Source organism: Variovorax endophyticus (genome assembly GCF_025376855.1).
Classification (GTDB): Bacteria; Pseudomonadota; Gammaproteobacteria; order Burkholderiales; family Burkholderiaceae_C; genus Variovorax.
This window is the reverse complement of sequence record NZ_JAHUTH010000001.1, coordinates 37,417-55,292: the sequence shown is the minus strand read 5'-3', so window position 1 is coordinate 55,292 and position 17,876 is coordinate 37,417. Positions and strand designations below refer to the sequence as shown.

General features: G+C 71.4%; 19 protein-coding genes. 13 read left to right on the top strand and 6 right to left on the bottom strand.

The window, feature by feature from the left end:
• Positions 1 to 118 precede the first annotated feature (118 nt).
• Together KV106_RS00255 and KV106_RS00250 are read right to left on the bottom strand one after the other, a co-directional pair.
• A complete protein-coding gene (locus tag KV106_RS00255; RefSeq protein ID WP_261205614.1) occupies positions 119 to 760 on the bottom strand; it encodes a DUF1109 domain-containing protein in 642 nt (213 codons plus the stop codon).
• Positions 757 to 1,335, bottom strand: coding sequence for a sigma-70 family RNA polymerase sigma factor (locus KV106_RS00250; RefSeq protein ID WP_057596229.1), 579 nt, complete (start codon positions 1,333 to 1,335; stop codon positions 757 to 759). The genes KV106_RS00255 and KV106_RS00250 overlap by 4 nt, the downstream gene beginning before the upstream one ends.
• Before the next feature lie 171 nt (positions 1,336 to 1,506).
• Here KV106_RS00250 and KV106_RS00245 point away from each other — a divergent pair, with 171 nt between their 5' ends.
• From KV106_RS00245 to KV106_RS00185, 13 genes are all read left to right on the top strand, one after another.
• A complete protein-coding gene (locus tag KV106_RS00245; RefSeq protein ID WP_261205962.1) occupies positions 1,507 to 1,938 on the top strand; it encodes a hypothetical protein in 432 nt (143 codons plus the stop codon).
• Positions 1,939 to 1,981: 43 nt separating this feature from the next.
• Positions 1,982 to 2,464 (top strand): DUF6152 family protein, encoded by a 483-nt coding sequence (locus tag KV106_RS00240; RefSeq protein WP_261205612.1) that lies wholly within the window; start codon positions 1,982 to 1,984, stop codon positions 2,462 to 2,464.
• 120 nt (positions 2,465 to 2,584) lie between these two features.
• Complete coding sequence (locus tag KV106_RS00235) at positions 2,585 to 3,937, top strand: GTP cyclohydrolase II (protein ID WP_261205610.1); 1,353 nt, start codon at positions 2,585 to 2,587, stop codon at positions 3,935 to 3,937.
• Complete coding sequence (locus KV106_RS00230; protein WP_261205608.1) at positions 3,934 to 5,343, top strand: URC4/urg3 family protein; 1,410 nt, start codon at positions 3,934 to 3,936, stop codon at positions 5,341 to 5,343. The genes KV106_RS00235 and KV106_RS00230 overlap by 4 nt, the downstream gene beginning before the upstream one ends.
• A 61-nt stretch (positions 5,344 to 5,404) precedes the next feature.
• A complete protein-coding gene (gene upp, locus KV106_RS00225; protein ID WP_057594816.1) occupies positions 5,405 to 6,034 on the top strand; it encodes a uracil phosphoribosyltransferase in 630 nt (209 codons plus the stop codon).
• 128 nt (positions 6,035 to 6,162) lie between these two features.
• A complete protein-coding gene (locus KV106_RS00220) occupies positions 6,163 to 7,164 on the top strand; it encodes a BMP family protein (RefSeq protein ID WP_057594817.1) in 1,002 nt (333 codons plus the stop codon).
• Positions 7,165 to 7,172: 8 nt separating this feature from the next.
• The gene (locus KV106_RS00215; RefSeq protein ID WP_261205606.1) at positions 7,173 to 8,120 is read left to right on the top strand and encodes a 5'-methylthioadenosine/S-adenosylhomocysteine nucleosidase; all 948 of its coding nucleotides are present in this window, start codon (positions 7,173 to 7,175) and stop codon (positions 8,118 to 8,120) included.
• A gap of 46 nt (positions 8,121 to 8,166) precedes the next feature.
• Entirely contained in the window at positions 8,167 to 9,771 is a 1,605-nt protein-coding gene (locus tag KV106_RS00210; RefSeq protein ID WP_261205605.1) for an ABC transporter ATP-binding protein, read from the top strand.
• Positions 9,771 to 10,835: an ABC transporter permease gene (locus KV106_RS00205; RefSeq protein ID WP_172705451.1), complete on the top strand. Its 1,065-nt coding sequence runs from the start codon at positions 9,771 to 9,773 to the stop codon at positions 10,833 to 10,835. The genes KV106_RS00210 and KV106_RS00205 overlap by 1 nt, the downstream gene beginning before the upstream one ends.
• Positions 10,832 to 11,755 carry an ABC transporter permease gene (locus tag KV106_RS00200; protein WP_057594821.1) on the top strand — a complete coding sequence of 308 codons (924 nt, stop codon included), beginning with the start codon at positions 10,832 to 10,834 and terminating at the stop codon, positions 11,753 to 11,755. The genes KV106_RS00205 and KV106_RS00200 overlap by 4 nt, the downstream gene beginning before the upstream one ends.
• On the top strand, positions 11,755 to 12,210 hold the full coding sequence (locus KV106_RS00195; RefSeq protein ID WP_057594822.1) for a hypothetical protein: 456 nt from the start codon (positions 11,755 to 11,757) through the stop codon (positions 12,208 to 12,210). Before KV106_RS00200 ends, KV106_RS00195 begins: the two co-directional genes overlap by 1 nt.
• Before the next feature lie 59 nt (positions 12,211 to 12,269).
• A complete protein-coding gene (locus tag KV106_RS00190) occupies positions 12,270 to 13,553 on the top strand; it encodes an amidohydrolase family protein (RefSeq protein WP_261205603.1) in 1,284 nt (427 codons plus the stop codon).
• A 41-nt stretch (positions 13,554 to 13,594) separates the two neighbouring features.
• Positions 13,595 to 14,452 carry an alpha/beta hydrolase gene (locus KV106_RS00185; protein WP_261205602.1) on the top strand — a complete coding sequence of 286 codons (858 nt, stop codon included), beginning with the start codon at positions 13,595 to 13,597 and terminating at the stop codon, positions 14,450 to 14,452.
• Here the strand turns inward: KV106_RS00185 and KV106_RS00180 are convergent.
• The 4 genes from KV106_RS00180 to sbcB form a co-directional block, all read right to left on the bottom strand.
• The gene (locus tag KV106_RS00180; protein WP_261205601.1) at positions 14,449 to 15,303 is read right to left on the bottom strand and encodes an NAD-dependent protein deacetylase; all 855 of its coding nucleotides are present in this window, start codon (positions 15,301 to 15,303) and stop codon (positions 14,449 to 14,451) included. The two genes, KV106_RS00185 and KV106_RS00180, sit on opposite strands and share 4 nt — an antisense overlap.
• Positions 15,304 to 15,407: 104 nt before the next feature.
• Complete coding sequence (locus tag KV106_RS00175) at positions 15,408 to 15,968, bottom strand: GNAT family N-acetyltransferase (RefSeq protein ID WP_261205600.1); 561 nt, start codon at positions 15,966 to 15,968, stop codon at positions 15,408 to 15,410.
• Positions 15,955 to 16,350: a DUF3574 domain-containing protein gene (locus tag KV106_RS00170; RefSeq protein WP_261205599.1), complete on the bottom strand. Its 396-nt coding sequence runs from the start codon at positions 16,348 to 16,350 to the stop codon at positions 15,955 to 15,957. Before KV106_RS00170 ends, KV106_RS00175 begins: the two co-directional genes overlap by 14 nt.
• A 64-nt stretch (positions 16,351 to 16,414) precedes the next feature.
• On the bottom strand, positions 16,415 to 17,857 hold the full coding sequence (gene sbcB / locus KV106_RS00165; protein ID WP_261205598.1) for an exodeoxyribonuclease I: 1,443 nt from the start codon (positions 17,855 to 17,857) through the stop codon (positions 16,415 to 16,417).
• Between the last annotated feature and the right edge of the window lie 19 nt (positions 17,858 to 17,876).

The window sequence follows — 17,876 nt, the reverse complement described above, 5'->3', positions numbered from 1 at the left end:
GACGCGATTGCAATCCTTTCGCTCTTTTCGAACTGTTCAGCGAACGACATTTCGCCGCCGTGCAGGGTTTGTCCCAGTGAGGCGTACGAGCGCTCGCAGGCGCTGCCAGAGCCGGCCCCTACCAGCGCAGCAGCCGCGGCCCCAGCAAGGCACCCACCAGCACCGGCACCGCGATCCCGCTCACGTACCAGACCGCGATGAACGGCGCGGTGAGCTCGGGGCAATGCAGCGCATAGACGGCCGCGCCCACGCCGCCGGCCAGCGCGCCGGCCGCCGCGCCGGCGAGCGCGGGCCGGGTCGGCGCGAGGCTGCGCAGCGCGGCCATCGCGCCCGCGAAGACCGGCAGCGCCATCAGGGCGATGCTGGCCGTGCAGACGCGCCACGTCTGCCCCATCAGCGAGGGCATTCGCGCCTCCTGGGGGGCATCGATCCAGACCACCACGGCCAGCATCCAGATCGCCAGCACCGGCAGCGCGGCACCGATCCAGGCCCGGCGCACCGGCACGCCCGGGCGCGCGAGCCGCTGCGCCATCACGAAGGCCGCGCCCGCGATCGCCAGCGGGAACAGCAGCTTGACCCAGAACATCGGCCAGAACAGCACCGCCAGCAGGTCGCGCCGCGGCCCGTAGCCGACGAACATGATCGCGAGCGACAGCGGCACGCCGACGGCCAGGGCCAGCCAGAGCCGCCGGCTTGCCGCGCGGCGCGGCGCGGCCACCGGGCCGGCAGCCAGCAGCGCGACGAGGTCGTCGGTCTTCACGCCGCGCCTCCGAAACGCGCCGCCAGCGCCTTGAGCCCGCGGTGGATGCCCACCTTGACCGCCGACTCGGACATGCCGGTGAGGCTCGCGGTCTCGGCCACCGACAGGCCCTCGATCTTCACGTGCACGATCGGCAGGCGCTGGCGCTCGGGCAGGGTCTGGAGCAGGCCGCCGAGGTCGCGGCGCGCGTCGCTGGCCTCGATCTCGGAGGCGGCGAACAGGCCCTGCTCGTCGTCCAGCGGATCCTGCAGCACCTCGCGCGAGGACTTGGCGCGCAGCAGGTCGATCATCTTGTAGCGCGCGATCGCATGCACCCAGGCCGTCAGCGGCTGGTCGCTCTGGTAGGTATGGCGCTGGTTGTGCATGGCGAGCAGGCATTCCTGGACGAGGTCTTCCACATCATCGGGCCAGCCGAACAGCCGCCGGCCCAGGAAAGCGCGCAGGTGCGCGCTGAGTCGCTGCAGGAAGTCGCGGTACGCCTTCGCGTCGCCGTCGAGGCCGCGAAGGAAGAGGCCGCGCAGCACCGCCTCGGCGTCGCTCGCATGCATCCTGCTGCCTTCGTTGTTTCGTGCCATCGCACCGGCAGGTTACAGCCGCGCCGAAAAAGTTCCGCCGGATGCCACCACGCCACCATGCGGCCGCAAGGGCCCGCGCGGTGCCGGGCCTTGATCCCGAGACACCGCCCGCTGCACTAAGCTGCCCCGCCAACCCCTCGAGGAGTGCTCATGTCGTCCGGCATCGCCCCGGTGTTCAAAGGACTCGTCTCGCATCCCTGGGCCTACCCGGCGCTGGAGGCGGTGCACATCGTCGGCATCGCGATGCTGTTCGGCGGCCTGCTGGTGTTCGAGCTGCGCGCGCTGGGCCTGGGCCGCGACCTGCCCGCGGCCCGGCTCGCGCGCCTCACGCTGGGGCCCGCGCTGGCGGGCTTCGGCCTGTGCGCCGCCACCGGCCTGGCCATGTTCGCGGGCCAGCCCGGAGAGCTGCTCGCCAATCCGGCCTTCCGCCTCAAGCTGCTGCTGATCGCGCTGGCCGGCGCGAACGCGGCGCTGTTCCATGCGCGCGGCGGCTCCGCCCTGCTCGACGGGCCCGCCGCAAAGACCGGACGGCTGCAGTGCCTGTTGTCGCTGGCCTTCTGGCTCGCTGTCATCATCTGCGGGCGCTGGATCGCCTATGCCTGAGCCGGCCCCGGCCCGCTCCCACCCATCCTCCGAGGAGACCGCCATGCCGCTGCCAAGACGCACCTTCGTCGCCAGTTCGCTGGGCCTCGGCCTGGGCCTCGCGCTACCGGCGCGCGCGCACCATGGCTGGAGCAGTTTCGACCAGGAGCGCCCGCTCTACCTCGAGGGCCGCGCCACCCGCGTGATGTGGCGCAACCCGCACGGCGAGCTCGAACTCGAACTGCCCGAGAAACCCGTGCTGCCGGCCGACCTGAAGCAGCGCGCACTGCCGAAGCAGAGCGCCTCGGTCGACGGGCCCTCGCTGCTCGCCAAGGCCCAGCTGCCGACGCGGCGCGACCGCAAGTGGCTGGTCGAGCTCGCGCCGCTCACGCGGCTGTCGGCCTGGGGCGTGGAGGAGATCAAGACCGGCACGCAGCTCGGCGTGCTGGGCTTCACCTTCATCGGCGAGAAAGGCGACCCGGTGCTGCGCGCCGAGTACCTGTTCGTCGACGGCAAGGTCTACGGGCTGCGCTCCTCGCCGGCCTGAGCTTCTTCGCCGCGATCCGTCTCGCGCCTTCGGCCGCGCCACGCACGCGGCGTTGTCCGTCGTTCCCCGGCTTGCAAGCCATGCGGTCGATCGGTACATTGCATTTTTTGAGGGCCATTCATGTCCGTCGACAGCACTGCGATCCCTTCGTCCTCCGCCTCCCCCGTTCCCCCCGCCGCGCCGGTGCCCCCGGTTCCCTCGGCCGCCGCGCTCCCGGTCCAGACCGTCGTCCCCACGCCCAGCGGCCACATCCGGCTGACCTCGCACAGCGGCGGCTTCGGCGCGCTGCCGATCCGCTGGGGCGCGGCCACCGCCACCGAGCGCGGGCCGATCGTCGGCACCACCACCAAGCGCGCGCACCGCAACGTCATCGGCACGCACAGCGGCTCGTACAGCGTGTACCGCGCCCTCGCGGTGGCCGCGGGCGCGCTCAAGCGCGAGCACAAGGCCGACCTCACGAACACCGCGCCCACCGACATCATCGGCCCCTATCCGCAGTGGAGCGAACCCGGGCGCATCGTCTCGCTCGACCCCTGGGGCGCGCTGGTGGCCGATGCCTTCAGGAGCGAGCTCGCGGCCGGCTACGACATCCGCCCGACCATCGCCATCACCAAGGCGCACGTGATCCTGCCCGAGGTGATCGAGGCGCTGCAGAAGGGCCGGCTCAAGGCCGACGGTCACTTCCTCACGGCCGGCGGCGCCGCGATGGTGACCAAGGCCGCGATCGAGCCGGTCTGGTACCTGCCCGAGGTGGCGCGGCGCTTCGGCTGTTCCGAAACCGACCTGCGCCGCGTGCTGTTCGAGGAAACCGGCGGCATGTACCCCGAGCTGGTCACGCGCTCCGACCTCGAGGTGTTCCTGCCGCCGATCGGCGGGCAGACGCTCTACATCTTCGGCAACCCGCGCGACCTGGCCAATCCCGAGGTCGAGCTCACGGCGCGCATCCACGACGAGTGCAACGGCTCCGACGTGTTCGGCTCCGACATCTGCACCTGCCGGCCCTACCTCACGCACGCCATCGAGGAATGCATCCAGGGTGCGCAGCGCGGCGGCGTCGGCCTCATCGCCTACTCGCGCAAGGAAGGCCGCGCGCTCGGCGAGGTCACGAAGTTCCTGGTCTACAACGCGCGCAAGCGCCAGGTCGGCGGCGACACGGCCGACCAGTACTTCGCGCGCACCGAATGCGTGGCCGGTGTGCAGGACATGCGCTTCCAGGAGCTGATGCCCGACGTCTTCCACTGGCTGGGCATCCGCAAGATCCATCGGCTGGTGTCGATGAGCAACATGAAGTTCGACGCCATCGTCGGCTCGGGCATCGAGATCGGCGAACGCGTGAACATTCCCGACGAACTGATCCCCGCCGACGCGCGCGTCGAGATGGACGCCAAGATGGCCGCCGGCTATTTCACGCCGGGACCGGTGCCGGACGCGGAGGAACTCAAGAAGGCCAAGGGCCGGGGACTGAACGAATGACGAGCAGCAACAACGATTTTCGCGACCACCTTCCCGTCGACGGCTCGGGCAGCCTGCGGCCCGGCGACGAGGGCCGGGTCGATCCCGCGACCGAGTTCGCGGTCGATGCCGGCCATCCCGCGGGCGCCGCGCGCCTGCTGCGCAGCACCGCCGAAGTGCGCCGCCGCGCCGCCGGCCTGCTGGCGCGCGCACGCCACGGCGAATCGCGCTGGTTCCGCATCGGCGACGACAACGCGCTCGAGGACGCCGCGCGCACCGTGGCCGAGGTCACGCGCGAGCGCTATCCCTGGGACACCATCCCCTATCACAGCCGCTGGCGCCACTTCGAGGCCGGCGGCGTCGACCGCCGGGCCCAGCTCGACGAGCTGCTCGGCGAGGCCGATGCGCGGCAGCGCGCGCGCGCCCACATCGACCTGGTGCTGGTCAGCGTGCTGCTCGATGCCGGCGCCGGCCCCGACTGGCACTACACCGAACCGGCCAGCGGCGAGCGCTTCACGCGCTCCGAGGGCCTGGGCGTGGCGAGCTTCCACGCCTTCACCAGCGGCCTGTTCTCCTCCGACCCCGAGCGCCCGCTGCAGGCCGATGCCGCCGGGCTGCGCGGCCTGGTCACCGACCGGCTCGGCGCCGCCTTCCAGGTCAGCGAGGTCAATCCGCTGGTCGGCCTCGCGGGCCGCGCCACGCTGCTGCGCCGGCTCGGCGAGGCGCTGGCCGAGCAGCCCGAGGTGTTCGGCGAGGACGGCCGGCCCGGCAACCTGTTCGACGCGCTGGTCGGCCCCTTCGGCCCGGCCGCGCCGCCCACCGCCGAGATCGGCGCGCACGCGATCCTGTCGCTGCTGCTCGACTCGCTGTCGCGCATCTGGCCCTCGGCCAATGCGGTCGACAGCATCGCGGCCGACGGCAGCGACAACCCCGGCGGCATCGGCTCGGGCGATCCCGCGCTGGCGCTCGGCGATTGCTGGCGCCACAGCGCGGTGCCGGGCCCGGGCCTCACCAACGGCTGGATGCCCTTCCACAAGCTCTCGCAGTGGCTGACCTATTCGCTGCTCGAGCCCTTCGAGTGGGCCGGCGTGAAGGTGCGCCACCTCGAGGCCCTGACCGCGCTGCCCGAATACCGCAACGGCGGCCTGCTGATCGACAGCGGCGTGATCGTGCCCAAGGACGCGGCGCTGCTCGAGCGGCGCTGGAAGGCCGGCGACGAGTTCATCGTCGAGTGGCGCGCGCTCACCGTGGCCCTGCTCGACGAACTGGCGCCGCGCGTGCGCAAGGTGCTCGGCCGCACCGAGGAGCAGCTGCCGCTGGCCTGCGTGCTCGAGGGCGGCACCTGGGCCGCGGGCCGGGCACTGGCACAGCGCTTGCGTGACGGTGCGCCACCGCTGCAGATCGAGAGCGACGGCACGGTCTTCTAGGGCCTGGCCAGTCTTTTAGACTTCCGGGTTTCGCCAACGCAGAACGAATCGAAGAATTCCAATGAGCAACGTCCACCTCCTCGACCATCCCCTCGTCCAGCACAAGCTCACGCTGATGCGCCGCAAGGACGCGTCCACCAACAGCTTCCGCCGGCTCCTCAACGAGATCAGCATGCTCATGGCCTACGAGGTCACGCGCGACATGCCGATGCAGGACGTCGAGGTCGAGACGCCGCTCGAGACCATGCAGGCCAAGGTCATCGACGGCAAGAAGCTGGTGCTGGTGTCGATCCTGCGCGCGGGCACCGGCATCCTGGACGGCATGCTCACCGTGGTGCCCGGCGCGCGCGTCGGCCACATCGGCCTGTACCGCGACCCGAAGACGCTGACCGCGGTCGAGTACTACTTCAAGATGCCCGGCGAGATGGAGAACCGCGACGTGATCGTGGTCGACCCGATGCTGGCCACCGGCAACTCGGCGGTGGCAGCGGTCGAGCGGCTCAAGGAACTCAATCCCAAGTCGATCAAGTTCGTCTGCCTGCTGACCTGCCCCGAGGGCGTGGCAACGATGCAGAAGGCGCACCCCGACGTGCCGATCTACACCGCCGCGATCGACCGCGAACTGAACGACCACGGGTACATCCTCCCTGGTCTCGGCGACGCCGGCGACCGCATCTTCGGCACCAAGTAAACGCAGACAAGAAGAGAAGCGGCCCGGTTCCTGCTTCGCAGCATCGGTCCACCGCCCCGCGCAGGGCGCGGTGCGACGATCCGAGCCCGCACCAGTTCCACCAGATCCATCACCCGAGGAGAAGCACCGTGACAGCACGCCGCCCCCTGATCGTTCGTTCCATCGCCATCGCCGCGGCCCTCGCGGCCGGCCTTCCCGGCCTCGCCCTCGCGCAGGCCAAGCTCAAGGTGGCGGCGGTCTACACCGTCCCCTTCGAGCAGCAATGGGTGGGCCGCATCCACAAGGCGCTGAAGGCCGCCGAGGCGCGCGGCGAGATCGAGTACAAGGCCACCGAGAACGTCAGCAACGCCGACTACGAGCGCGTGATGCGCGAATACGCCACCGGCGGCAACCAGCTGATCCTCGGCGAGGTGTTCGGCGTCGAGGCCGCGGCGCGCAAGGTCGCCAAGGACTTCCCGAAGGTCGCCTTCCTGATGGGCTCCTCGCTCAAGCCGCAGGCGCCCAACTTCAGCGTGTTCGACAACTACATCCAGGAACCGGCCTACCTCAGCGGCATGGTCGCCGGCGGCATGACCAAGAGCAACCGCATCGGCATGGTCGGCGGCTTCCCGATCCCCGAGGTCAACCGCCTGATGAACGCCTTCATGGCCGGCGCCAAGGAGACCAATCCCAAGGTCGAGTTCAGCGTGAGCTTCATCAACAGCTGGTTCGACCCGCCCAAGGCCAAGGAAGCGGCCTTCGCGATGATCGACAAAGGCGCCGACATCATGTACGCCGAGCGCTTCGGCGTCTCGGACGCGGCCAAGGAAAAGGGCAAGCTCGCGATCGGCAACGTGATCGACACCCAGGCCCAGTACCCCGACACCGTGGTCGCCTCGGCGCTGTGGAACTTCGAGCCCTCGGCCGACCGCGCGATCAAGCTGGTGAAGGAAGGCAAGTTCGCCGCCGAGGACTACGGCATCTATTCGCAGATGAAGTACAAGGGCTCCGAGCTCGCGCCGCTGGGCACCTTCGAGAAGAAGGTGCCGGCCGAGATCGTCGCCAAGGTCAAGGCCAAGCAGGCCGACATCCTCGCCGGCAAGTTCACCGTGAAGGTGGACGACGGCCAACCGAAGTCCACCGCGAAGTGAGCCGAGCGATGACCCCGCGCTGGCGTTCCCTGCTCGCGGCCGGCGTGCTGGCCTTCGGCCTCGCGGGCTGCGTCGGTGTCTACAAGGGCACCGGCGTCAGCATCAACAGCGGCACCCGGCTCGACGACACGCCGCGCATCGCGGTCATCTCGGCCTTCGAGCCCGAACTCAAGCTGCTGCTCGCGCGCCTGCAGGGCGCGGCGAAGCACAGCGTGAACGGCGTCGAATTCACCACCGGCACGCTCGAGGGCAAGCCGGTCGTGCTGTTCCTCTCGGGCATCAGCATGACCAACGCGACCATGAACACGCAGCTCGCGCTCAACCGCTTCCGCGTCACGAACATCGTGTTCAGCGGCATCGCGGGCGGCGTGAACCCCGCGCTGCACGTCGGCGACGTGACGGTGCCGGCCCAGTGGGGCCAGTACCTCGAGGTGCTGATGGCGCGCGAGACCGCGCCCGGCAAGTACGCGGCCCCGCCCTTCATCACCGACGCCACCCTGCCCAACTTCGGCATGATGTTCCCGCGCCCGGTCGAGGTGCGCTCGGCCGCGCGGCCCGGCATCGAGCGCAAGTTCTGGTTCGAGGCCGACCCGAGGATGCTCGAGGTGGCGCGCGGCATCCGCAACGTCGACCTCGCGAGCTGCAGCGCCGGCAAGTGCCTGGCGCGCAAGCCCCAGCTCGTGGTGGGCGGCAACGGCGTCTCGGGCCAGGCCTTCATGGACAACAAGGCCTATCGCGAATACACCTTCAAGACCTTCCAGGCCAACGTGCTCGACATGGAGACCGCGGCCGTGGGCATGGTGGCCTACAGCAACGGCGTGCCGTACATCGCCTTCCGCTCGCTCAGCGACCTGGCCGGCGGCGGCGATGGCGAGAACGAGATGGGCACCTTCATGAACATCGCGGCCGACAACTCCGCGAAGGTCATGCTGGCGTTCCTGGCTGCGTGGAAGTGACACCCCTTGCCCCGCGGGACCGACGCGGGGAAGGAACCAGAGATTCATGAGCAGCACGACCGTCCTTCGCCTCCAGGGCATCACCAAGCGCTTCGGCAGCCTGGTCGCCAACGATGCCATCTCCCTCGACCTGCGTGCCGGCGAAGTGCTGGCGCTGCTCGGCGAGAACGGTGCCGGCAAGTCGACGCTGATGTCGATCCTGTTCGGCCACTACGTCGCCGACGAAGGCCGCATCGAGGTCTTCGGCGCGCCGCTCGCGCCGGGCAACCCCAAGGCCGCGCTGGCCGCGGGCGTCGGCATGGTGCACCAGCACTTCACGCTGGCCGACAACCTCAGCGTGCTCGACAACGTGACCATGGGCACCGAGCCGCTGTGGCGCCCGCTGTCGCGCCGCGCGGCCGCGCGCGCCCGGCTGCTCGAGGTGGCGCAGCGCTTCGGGCTGCCGGTGCGGCCCGAGGCGACCATCGGCAGCCTGTCGGTGGGCGAGCGCCAGCGGGTCGAAATCCTCAAGGCGCTGTACCGCGGCGCGCGCATCCTGATCCTCGACGAACCCACCGCCGTGCTCACGCCGCAGGAGAGCGAGGCGCTGTTCGCCACGCTCTCGCAGATGGTGGCGCAGGGCCTGTCGGTGATCTTCATCAGCCACAAGCTCGGCGAGGTGCTGCGCGTGTCGCACCGCGTGGCCGTGCTGCGCGGCGGCAAGCTGGTGGCCGAGGCGGCCACGGCCGACACCACGCAGGCGCAGCTCGCGCTGTGGATGGTCGGGCATGCGGTCGAGGCGCCCCGGCGCCGGCCCGCCAAGTCGGTCGGCGACGCGGTCTGCGTGCTCGACCGCGTGAGCACCGCGGCTTCGAAGAGCGGCGGCCAGGACCGGCTGCGCGAGGTCTCGCTGACGCTGCGCGCGGGCGAGATCACCGCGATCGCGGGCGTCTCGGGCAACGGGCAGGTGGCGCTGGCCGAGCTGCTGTGCGGCACCCGCCGCGCCACCGCGGGCCGCGCGCAGCTCATGGGCCGCGCCCTGCCGCCCTCGCCCGCGCGGCTGGTGCAGCGCGGCGTGGCGCGCATTCCCGAGGACCGGCATGCGGTCGGCGTGGTCGGCGACCTGCCGGTGTGGGAGAACGCGGTGTCGGAGCGGCTGCGCAGCCCGGTGTTCTCGCGCGGCGCGATGTTCGTGAAGCGCGCGGCCGCGCGGCTGCATGCGCGCCGCATCGAGCAGGCCTTCGACGTGCGCGGTGCCGGCCTGATGGCGCCGGCGCGCTCGCTGTCGGGCGGCAACATGCAGAAGCTGATCCTCGGCCGCGCCCTGCTGCCGCCCGAGCAGCCCGAGCCCGACCGCGACGAGGAACGCAAGTACCCGACCCAGGCCCCGCGCCTGATCGTGGCGCACCAGCCGACCTGGGGCCTGGACATCGGCGCCGTGGCCTATGTGCAGCAGCAGCTGATCGCCGCGCGCGATGCCGGCGCGGCCGTGCTCGTGATCTCGGACGACCTCGACGAGGTGCTGGCGCTCGGCGACCGCGTGGCGGTGATGCACGGCGGCCACCTCGGCGAGGCGCGCGCCGCCTCGGCCTGGACGCGCGAGGCGATCGGCCTGGCGATGGCCGGTGCCGCCGCCTCCACCGCCTCCACCACGAAGAAGGCCACGCCATGATGCGACTCGAACGACGCCACCAGGCCTCGCGCACCGCGCTGGTCCTGGCGCCCATCGGCGCGGTCGCCTTCACGCTCGCGATCAGCGCGCTGCTGGTGCTGTGGGCCGGCGCGCCCGTGGGCCGCACCTACGCCCTGCTGCTGCAGGGCGGCTTCGGCTCGGTGTTCGCCTGGAGCGAGACCCTCACGCGCGCGATCCCGCTGATCCTCACCGGGCTGGCCGCCACGGTCGCGTTCAAGGCGCGGCTGTTCAACATCGGCGCCGAGGGGCAGCTCTACGCGGGTGCGCTGGCCGCGGTCGCCGTGGGCGGCATGCATGGCGGCACCGGCTTCGAGCTCTCGCCCTGGCTGCTGTTTCCGCTGATGATGCTGGCCGCCGCCGTGGCCGGCGCGCTGATGCTGCTGGGCCCGGCGCTGATGAAGAACAGGCTCGGCGTCGACGAGGTCGTGACCACGCTGCTGATCAACTTCATCGTGCTGCTGGGCGTGTCGGCACTGCTCGACGGACCGATGAAGGACCCGACCGCCATGGGCTGGCCGCAGAGCGTGTCGCTGCAGTCGGACCTGGAGCTCGGCAAGCTGATCGCCCAGACGCGCGTGCACACCGGGCTGCTGTGGGCCGTGTCGCTCGCGGTGATGGTGTGGGCGGTCTTCAAATACACGGTGCTGGGCTTCGACATCCGCGCCGTCGGCGCCAATGCGCGTGCCGCCGCCTTCGCCGGCGTGCCGGTGACGCGCACCGTGGTCTCGGTGGCGCTGCTGTCGGGCGCGCTGGCGGGGCTGGCGGGCGCGATCGAGGTCGCGGGCCGCACCAGCTACGTCACGCTCGACATGTCGCCCGGCTATGGCTACACCGGCATCGTGATCGCGATGCTGGCCGGCCTGCATCCGCTGGGCGTGATCGCGGCCGGCGTGTTCGTGGCCGGCGTGCTGGTCGGCGCCGACACCATGAGCCGCGCCGTCGGCGTGCCGACCTACATCGCCGACGTGATCGTCGCGGCCTCGCTGATCGCGGTGCTGGTGGCGACCCTGCTGACCCAGTACCGCGTGCGGAGGAGCCGATGACCGAGCTGCTCGACATCCTCGCCAACCCGGCCTTCTGGGTCGCGGTGCTGCGCATCGCCACGCCGCTGATCCTCGGCACGCTCGGCGTGCTGCTGTGCGAGCGCGCCGGCGTGCTCAACCTCGGCATCGAGGGGATCATGGTCGCGGGCGCCTTCACCGGCTGGCTCGCGGTGTACCTGGGCGCGCCGCTGTGGGCGGGCGTGGGCATCGCGGCGCTCACGGGCGCCGTGTTCGGGCTGCTGCATGCCTTCCTGACCGTGGGCCTGGCGCTCTCGCAGCACGTGTCGGGGCTGGGCATCACCATGCTCGCGACCGCGCTGAGCTACTTCGGCTACCGCGTGAGCTTCCCGAAGGTCAACACGCCGCCGACCATCGTGCCCTTCGCGCCCATGGAGTGGCTGCACATCCCGGTGCTGGGCGCCCAGACGCCGCTGACCCTGCTCGCGCTGGCGCTGGTGCCCGCGGTGGCCTGGCTGCTCTACCGCACGCCGCTGGGCCTGGCGCTGCGCATGGTCGGCGAGAACCCGCAGGCGGCCGAGAGCCAGGGCGTGTCGGTCGCGGCCACGCGCACCGGCGCCATCGTGGCCGGCTCGGCGCTGATGGGCGTGGCGGGCGCCTTCCTCACGCTGTCGGCCTTCAACGCCTTTTTCTTCAACATGGTCAACGGCCGCGGCTGGATCTGCGTCGCGCTGGTGGTGTTCGCCTCGTGGCGGCCGGGCAAGGCCCTGCTGGGTGCGCTGCTGTTCGCTTTCTTCGACGCGCTTCAGCTTCGTTTGCAACAATCGGGCGACGCCTTCCTGCCCTACCAGCTGTACCTGATGCTGCCCTACCTGCTGTCGATCCTCGCCCTGGTGCTCGTGGCCCGCAAGGCCAGCTATCCGCAGGCGCTGATGAAGCCCTACCGCAAGGGGGAGCGCTGATGACCGCGACCGGCCTGCGCGCGGCCTGTCTCGCTGCGCTGCTGGTACTCGGCGGCCCGGGCGCCCATGCGCTGGGCAGCGACTACGGCTACGACAGCTTCAAGACGCCCGACGCCGTCACCTGGGTCCAGCTCTGCGGCGCCTGGGGACCGAACCACCAGGGCACCTACCGCGTGGTGCACGCCGAACAGTACGCGCAGTCCTTCCTCTACGTGCAGTGGATGGCGCGCGACGCCAACGGCAGCCTGCAGGCCGCGCACACGGTGGCCATTGCCGAGCTCGACAACGACCATGCCGAGATCGCGCTCAGCGACCTGACCTGTCGCGCCACGCCGCGCGGCATCGTGCTGACGGCCAAGGCCGACTCGGGGCACGACGACAAGCTGCGGCGCGTGACCATCGAGGTCGGCCCGGCACCGGGCCAGTACCGTTTCCGGCCGCAGCGCACGCGCTGAGATCGGCCGACCGGCCACGCCAGGCCGAATCTCCCCACAACGATCCGCAAGCCCGCACGATGCTCGACCTCCTCCTCACCAACGCCACCCTCCCCGACGGCCGCACCGGCATGTCGATCGCCGTGCAGGACGGCCGCATCGCCGAAGTCACGGCCGGCCTGGCCGCGCCGGCGCACGACACGCTCGATGCCGCCGGCCAGCTGGTCGCGCCGCATTTCGTCGACCCGCATTTCCACATGGACGCCACGCTGAGCTACGGCCTGCCCCGCGTCAACCAGAGCGGCACCTTGCTCGAGGGCATCGCGCTGTGGGGCGAACTCAAGCCGCTGTTGACGGCCGAGGCGCTGATCGAGCGCGCACAGGCCTACTGCGACTGGGCGGTGGCCAAGGGGCTGCTCGCGGTGCGCTCGCATGTGGACACCAGCGATGCCAGCCTGCTGGCGGTCGATGCGCTGCTCGAGGTCAAGCGCCGCGTGGCGCCCTACCTCGACCTGCAGCTGGTGGCCTTTCCGCAGGACGGCGCGCTGCGCATCCCGGGCGGGCTCGAGAACATCGAGCGCGCGCTCGACAAGGGCGTGGACGTGGTCGGCGGCATTCCGCACTTCGAGCGCACCATGGCCGACGGCGCGGCCAGCGTGAAGCGGCTGTGCGAGATCGCGGCCGAGCGCGGCAAGCTGGTCGACATGCACTGCGACGAGTCCGACGACCCGCTCTCGCGCCACATCGAGACCCTGGCCTTCGAGACGCAGCGCCTGGGGCTGCAGGGCCGGGTCACGGGCTCGCACTGCACCTCGATGCATTCGATGGACAACTACTACGTGAGCAAGCTGCTGCCGCTGATCGCCGAGGCCGGCGTGAGCGTGGTGTCGAACCCGCTGATCAACATCACGCTGCAGGGCCGCCACGACAGCTATCCCAAGCGCCGCGGCATGACGCGCGTGCCCGAGCTGCTGGCCGCCGGCGTCAACGTCGCCTTCGGCCACGACTGCGTGATGGACCCCTGGTACGGCATGGGCTCGGGCGACATGCTCGAGGTGGCGCACATGGGCCTGCACGTGGCGCAGATGACCAGCCAGGCCGGCATCCGCCAGTGCTTCGAGGCCGTGACCACCAACGCCGCGCGCGTGATGCACCTCGAGAACTACGGCCTCGAAGCCGGCCGCGATGCGAGCTTCGTGCTGCTGCAGGCACGCGATCCGGTCGAGGCGATCCGGCTGCGCGCGACGCGCCTGAAGGTGTTCCGCAAAGGCCGGCTGCTGGCCGAGACGCCGGCGGCGACGGCCGCGCTGCACCTGCCGGGCCGTGGCGACGCGACGAGCTGGATGCTCGCGAAGAAGGCCTGAGTCCTGGCGCCGGCAACGCACACGCCGCGGTGAAACGCCTCGTGCCCCGTGTGCTCGTGCTGCTGCTGGCGGCGGCATGCGCGGCACCGCTGCCGGCCGCGGCGCCACCCGAATCGACGGCCGCGTCGCCCGCGGCAGGGGTGCGCCGCATCGCCGACCTGCCCTACGGCCCCGATCCGCGCCAGCGCATGGACGCCTACCTGCCGGCCAACGCCCAAGCCGCCCCGGTGCTCGTGATGGTCCATGGCGGCGCCTGGATGTTCGGCGACAAGGCGGCGGCCTCGGTCGTCGGCCCCAAGGTCGAGCACTGGGTGCGCGAACGGGGCTTCGTGCTGGTGTCGGTCGGCTACCGCTTCGTGCCGCAGGTCGACGTGGCGCAGCAGGCGCAGGACGTGGCGCGCGCGCTGGCGGCCGTGCAGTCGCAGGCGCCGTCCTGGGGCGGCGACCCGGCCCGCGTCGTGCTCATGGGCCACTCGGCCGGCGCGCACCTGGTCGCGCTGCTCGCGGCCTCCGCGCCGCTCGCGCGGCAACAGGGCGTGCGGCCCTGGCTCGGCACGGTCGCGCTCGACAGCGCCGCGCTCGACACGGCGGCGCTGATGCAGCGGCCTCACCTGCGCTTCTACGACCGCGTGTTCGGCACCGACCCCGCCTTCTGGCGCCGCGTGTCGCCGACCGACCAGCTCGCGCCGGGCACGGCACCGCTGCTGCTCGTGTGCTCGACGCAGCGGCGCGACGGTTCCTGCGCGCAGGCCCGCGCGTTCGCCGACCGGGTGGCCGCGAGCGGCGGCCGCGCCGAGTTGCTGCCGCAGGACCTGTCGCATGGAGAGATCGATGCGGAACTCGGCCTGCCGGGTGGCTACACCTCGGCGGTGGACGGCTTCATCCGCTCGCTGCGCTAGCTGGCTCGCCAAGCCGCGCGCGGTTCGGGCGCCAGCGTCTCGGCCAGGGCCGCCAGCGACTCGCCCACCGGCCGCTCGACCTTGAGCGCCAGCAGCGCGTCGGCCCGCGTGCGCCCGAGATTCACCGCCGCCACCGGCTTGCCGGCCGCCGCGGCCGCCTGCACGAAGCGGAAGCCCGAATAGACCATCAGCGAGGAGCCCGCGACCAGCACCGCATCGGCGGCCTCGAGTGCCGCGAAGGCGGCGGCGACACGCTCCCTCGGCACGCTCTCGCCGAAGAACACCACATCGGGCTTGAGCAGGCCGCCGCAATGGGCGCAGGCCGGCACGTCGAAGGCCGAGAAATCGTGGCCCTCGAGGTCGGCGTCGCCGTCGGGCGCCGCGCGCGCCTCGAGCGCGGCCCAGCGCGGGTTGCGCGCGCGCAGCTCGCGCTGCAGCTGCGCGCGCGGCTGGCGGCGTTCGCAGCCCATGCAGCGCACGGTGTCGATGCGCCCGTGCAGGTCGATGGTGGCGCGGCTGCCGGCGGCCTCGTGCAGGCCATCGACGTTCTGGGTCAGCAGCAGGCCGACGCGGCCCGCGGCCTCGAGCCGTGCCAGCGCCAGGTGCGCGGCCGCGGGGCGGGCCAGCGCCATGGTCGGCCAACCGATCAGGCTGCGCGCCCAATAGCGGCGCCGTGTCGCCTCCTCGCCCATGAAGGCCTGGTAGGTCACGGGCGCGGGCCGCTTCCATTCGCCGCGCGCATCGCGGTAGTCGGGGATGCCCGACTCGGTGCTGCAGCCAGCGCCGGTCAGCACGAACAGCTTGCGGTGGCGCGTGGCGAAATCGGCGAGCGCGGCGGCGGTGGCATTCATGCGGGGAGCATACGAGGCCGGGCCCGGGGACGCGCGCCCGGGGGAAATCAGGACCGCCGTTGCGGCCGCAATGGTGCCGCTCGGCGCTCGACCTGCCCCGGGCTTCAGCCCCGCGCCTGGCCGGGCTGCAGCAAGTCGCACCACATGTGCACCTTGCCCAGCAATTGGCCATCGAGCGCGATCGCCAGCGGCTCGACGCCGAAGGGCCGGAAGCCGCAGCGTTCGTAGAGCCGCTGGGCGGCGTCGTTGCCCTCGGTCACGGTGAGCTGCACCAGGCGCAGGCCCGGCCGCTGGCGCGCATGGTCCAGCAGCGCCAGCACCAACCGGCGGCCGAAGCCCGCCTGCCGGGCCGATTCGGCCACCGACATGCCGAACAGCGTCGCCTTGTGCCGCGCGCGCTCGCGCCGCTCGAAGCTCAGACCGGCCGCGCCGACCAGCCCGCTGGCGTCGAAGGCGCCATAGACCACGTCGGCCGTGTCATCGCCGGACGCCAGCCGCTCCTCCCAGAAACGCAGCGGCAAGGCGCCGCGCTCGGCCACCGTCGAGGTGAAGGCGCTGGGATGCCGCTCGTAGGCATCGAGCATGCGCGCGCGATAGGCCACGGCGTCGGCCGGCACCAGCCGCCGGACGACATCCGCCTCGGAGTTCTGTTCAGAACCGGACACAGACAGCCTGCCTTTCCTGCAGCACGGCCTCCTGCGCGAAGGCCTGGCGGTAGGCCGCGATGACCCGGGCGATGGCCGCGTCGGCCTTGTCGTCGCGCGGATGCAGCAGCACCACGATCTTCGAGGGCTCGCGCACCACCGCGCCCGCCGCGCCGCGCCACTGGCCCACGGCGTCGATGACGGTGAACCCTTGCGGGAAGGCCGGGGTCACGGTGCCATCGAGGAAGCGCAGCCAGTCGGCTTCGGAGACCTGGCGGCCGGTGGGAATGGCGCGGCCGAAATAGAGGGTGTCGCGCTCGAAGGGCGAGAGGCCTGGGGCACAGGCCGCTGCACCTGGCGATGCGGGGAGCGAGCCGCATCCCGCCAGAGACAGCGCCAGCATCGCGGCGGCGAGCCCGCGTGGGAGTCGTCGCATCGACGGCATCGGCACGAACGATCCCGCAGGTTCAACGCGACGGCGCGATCGCGTCCGCGTAGTCGTAGAGGGCGCCCAGCAGTTCCTCACCCTGCTCGTCCACCGTCTCCGACAGCGCATCGATCTCGGCGAACAGCCCCTCGACCGTGCGGGCACCGCCCTCGCCGTCGAACAGCTTCGCCACGCGGTGTTCTTCCCAGCGCTGCGCCTCTTCCTCGCTCAGCGTCTCGGGCCAGTTGCGCGCGCGGTAGCGGAACACGATCTCCTCGAGCCGCCCGTCGTCGAAACCGGTGCGGTCCCTCGCGAGTTCGGCCGGCGAGAGCGCGCGCAGCTGGTTGAGCCGGCGCCGGTCGCCGTTGCCGACGAAACCACCGTACAGGTCTTCGTCGACATCGGGCGCATCCTCCTTCGGCCGTTCGTAGACCCTGGCCCAGATCGCGCTCATGTCGGGCAGGTCACGCGCGATGGCGGCATGGCGCATGGCCGTGTCGAGATCGATGCCCCAGCGCTCGGCCATGGGCGCCGCCAGCGTGCGCAGGTTGCCCACCACCATCGGCGACTTGTTGAGGTGCACGCCCTTGATCGGCAGCCGCACCACGCCCTCGGGCAGCTCGGCGGCGCGCGTGAACATGCGCAGGCGCACGGTGTCGGCGTCGAGGTCGCGCAGTTCGCTCGGGTCGTGCGCGAGGTCCCAGGCCAGCAGCTCGTTCTTGTTGGTGGGATGGCTGGCCAGCGGCCACATCACGGCCAGGCAGCCGCGCTCGGCCGGGAACATGCCCGAGACGTGCAGGAAGGGCTTCGCGGTCTCGCGCACCGCCGGCAGGCCGAGCTCGGTGGCCACGCGGTCCTTGCGGTGCAGCGCGAAGGCGAAATCGAACAGCTTGGGCTGCGCGTTGCGGATCAGCCGCGCCAGCGCGATGGTGGCGCGCACGTCCGACAGCGCATCGTGCGCCGACTCGTGCAGCAGGCCGTTGGCCTTGGCGAGGTCCTCGAGCTTGAAGCTCGCGCTGCCATCCTCCTTCTTCGGCCACTGGATGCCGTCGGGCCGCAACGCATAGGTCAGGCGCACCACGTCGAGCAGGTCCCAGCGGCCGCATTCGTTCTGCCACTCGCGCGCATAGGGATCGATGAGGTTGCGCCAGAACAGGAAGCGCGTGACCTCGTCGTCGAAGCGGATGGTGTTGTAGCCCACGCCGATGGTGCCGGGCTGCGAGAAGGCGCGCTCGATCCGCGCCGCGAACTCGTGCTCGGGCAGGCCGCGTTCGAGGCACAGCTGCGGCGTGATGCCGGTGATCAGCGTGGCCTCGGGACTCGGCAGGTAGTCGGGCGCGGGCTTGCAATAGATCATCAGCGGCTCGCCGATCTCGTTGAGCGCCGCGTCGGTGCGGATGGCGGCGAACTGCGAGGGCCGGTCGCGGCGCGGCACGGCGCCGAAGGTTTCGTAGTCGTGCCAGAGGAAGGTTTGAGCGGTCATGTCGTTGTGGGAAAGCGAA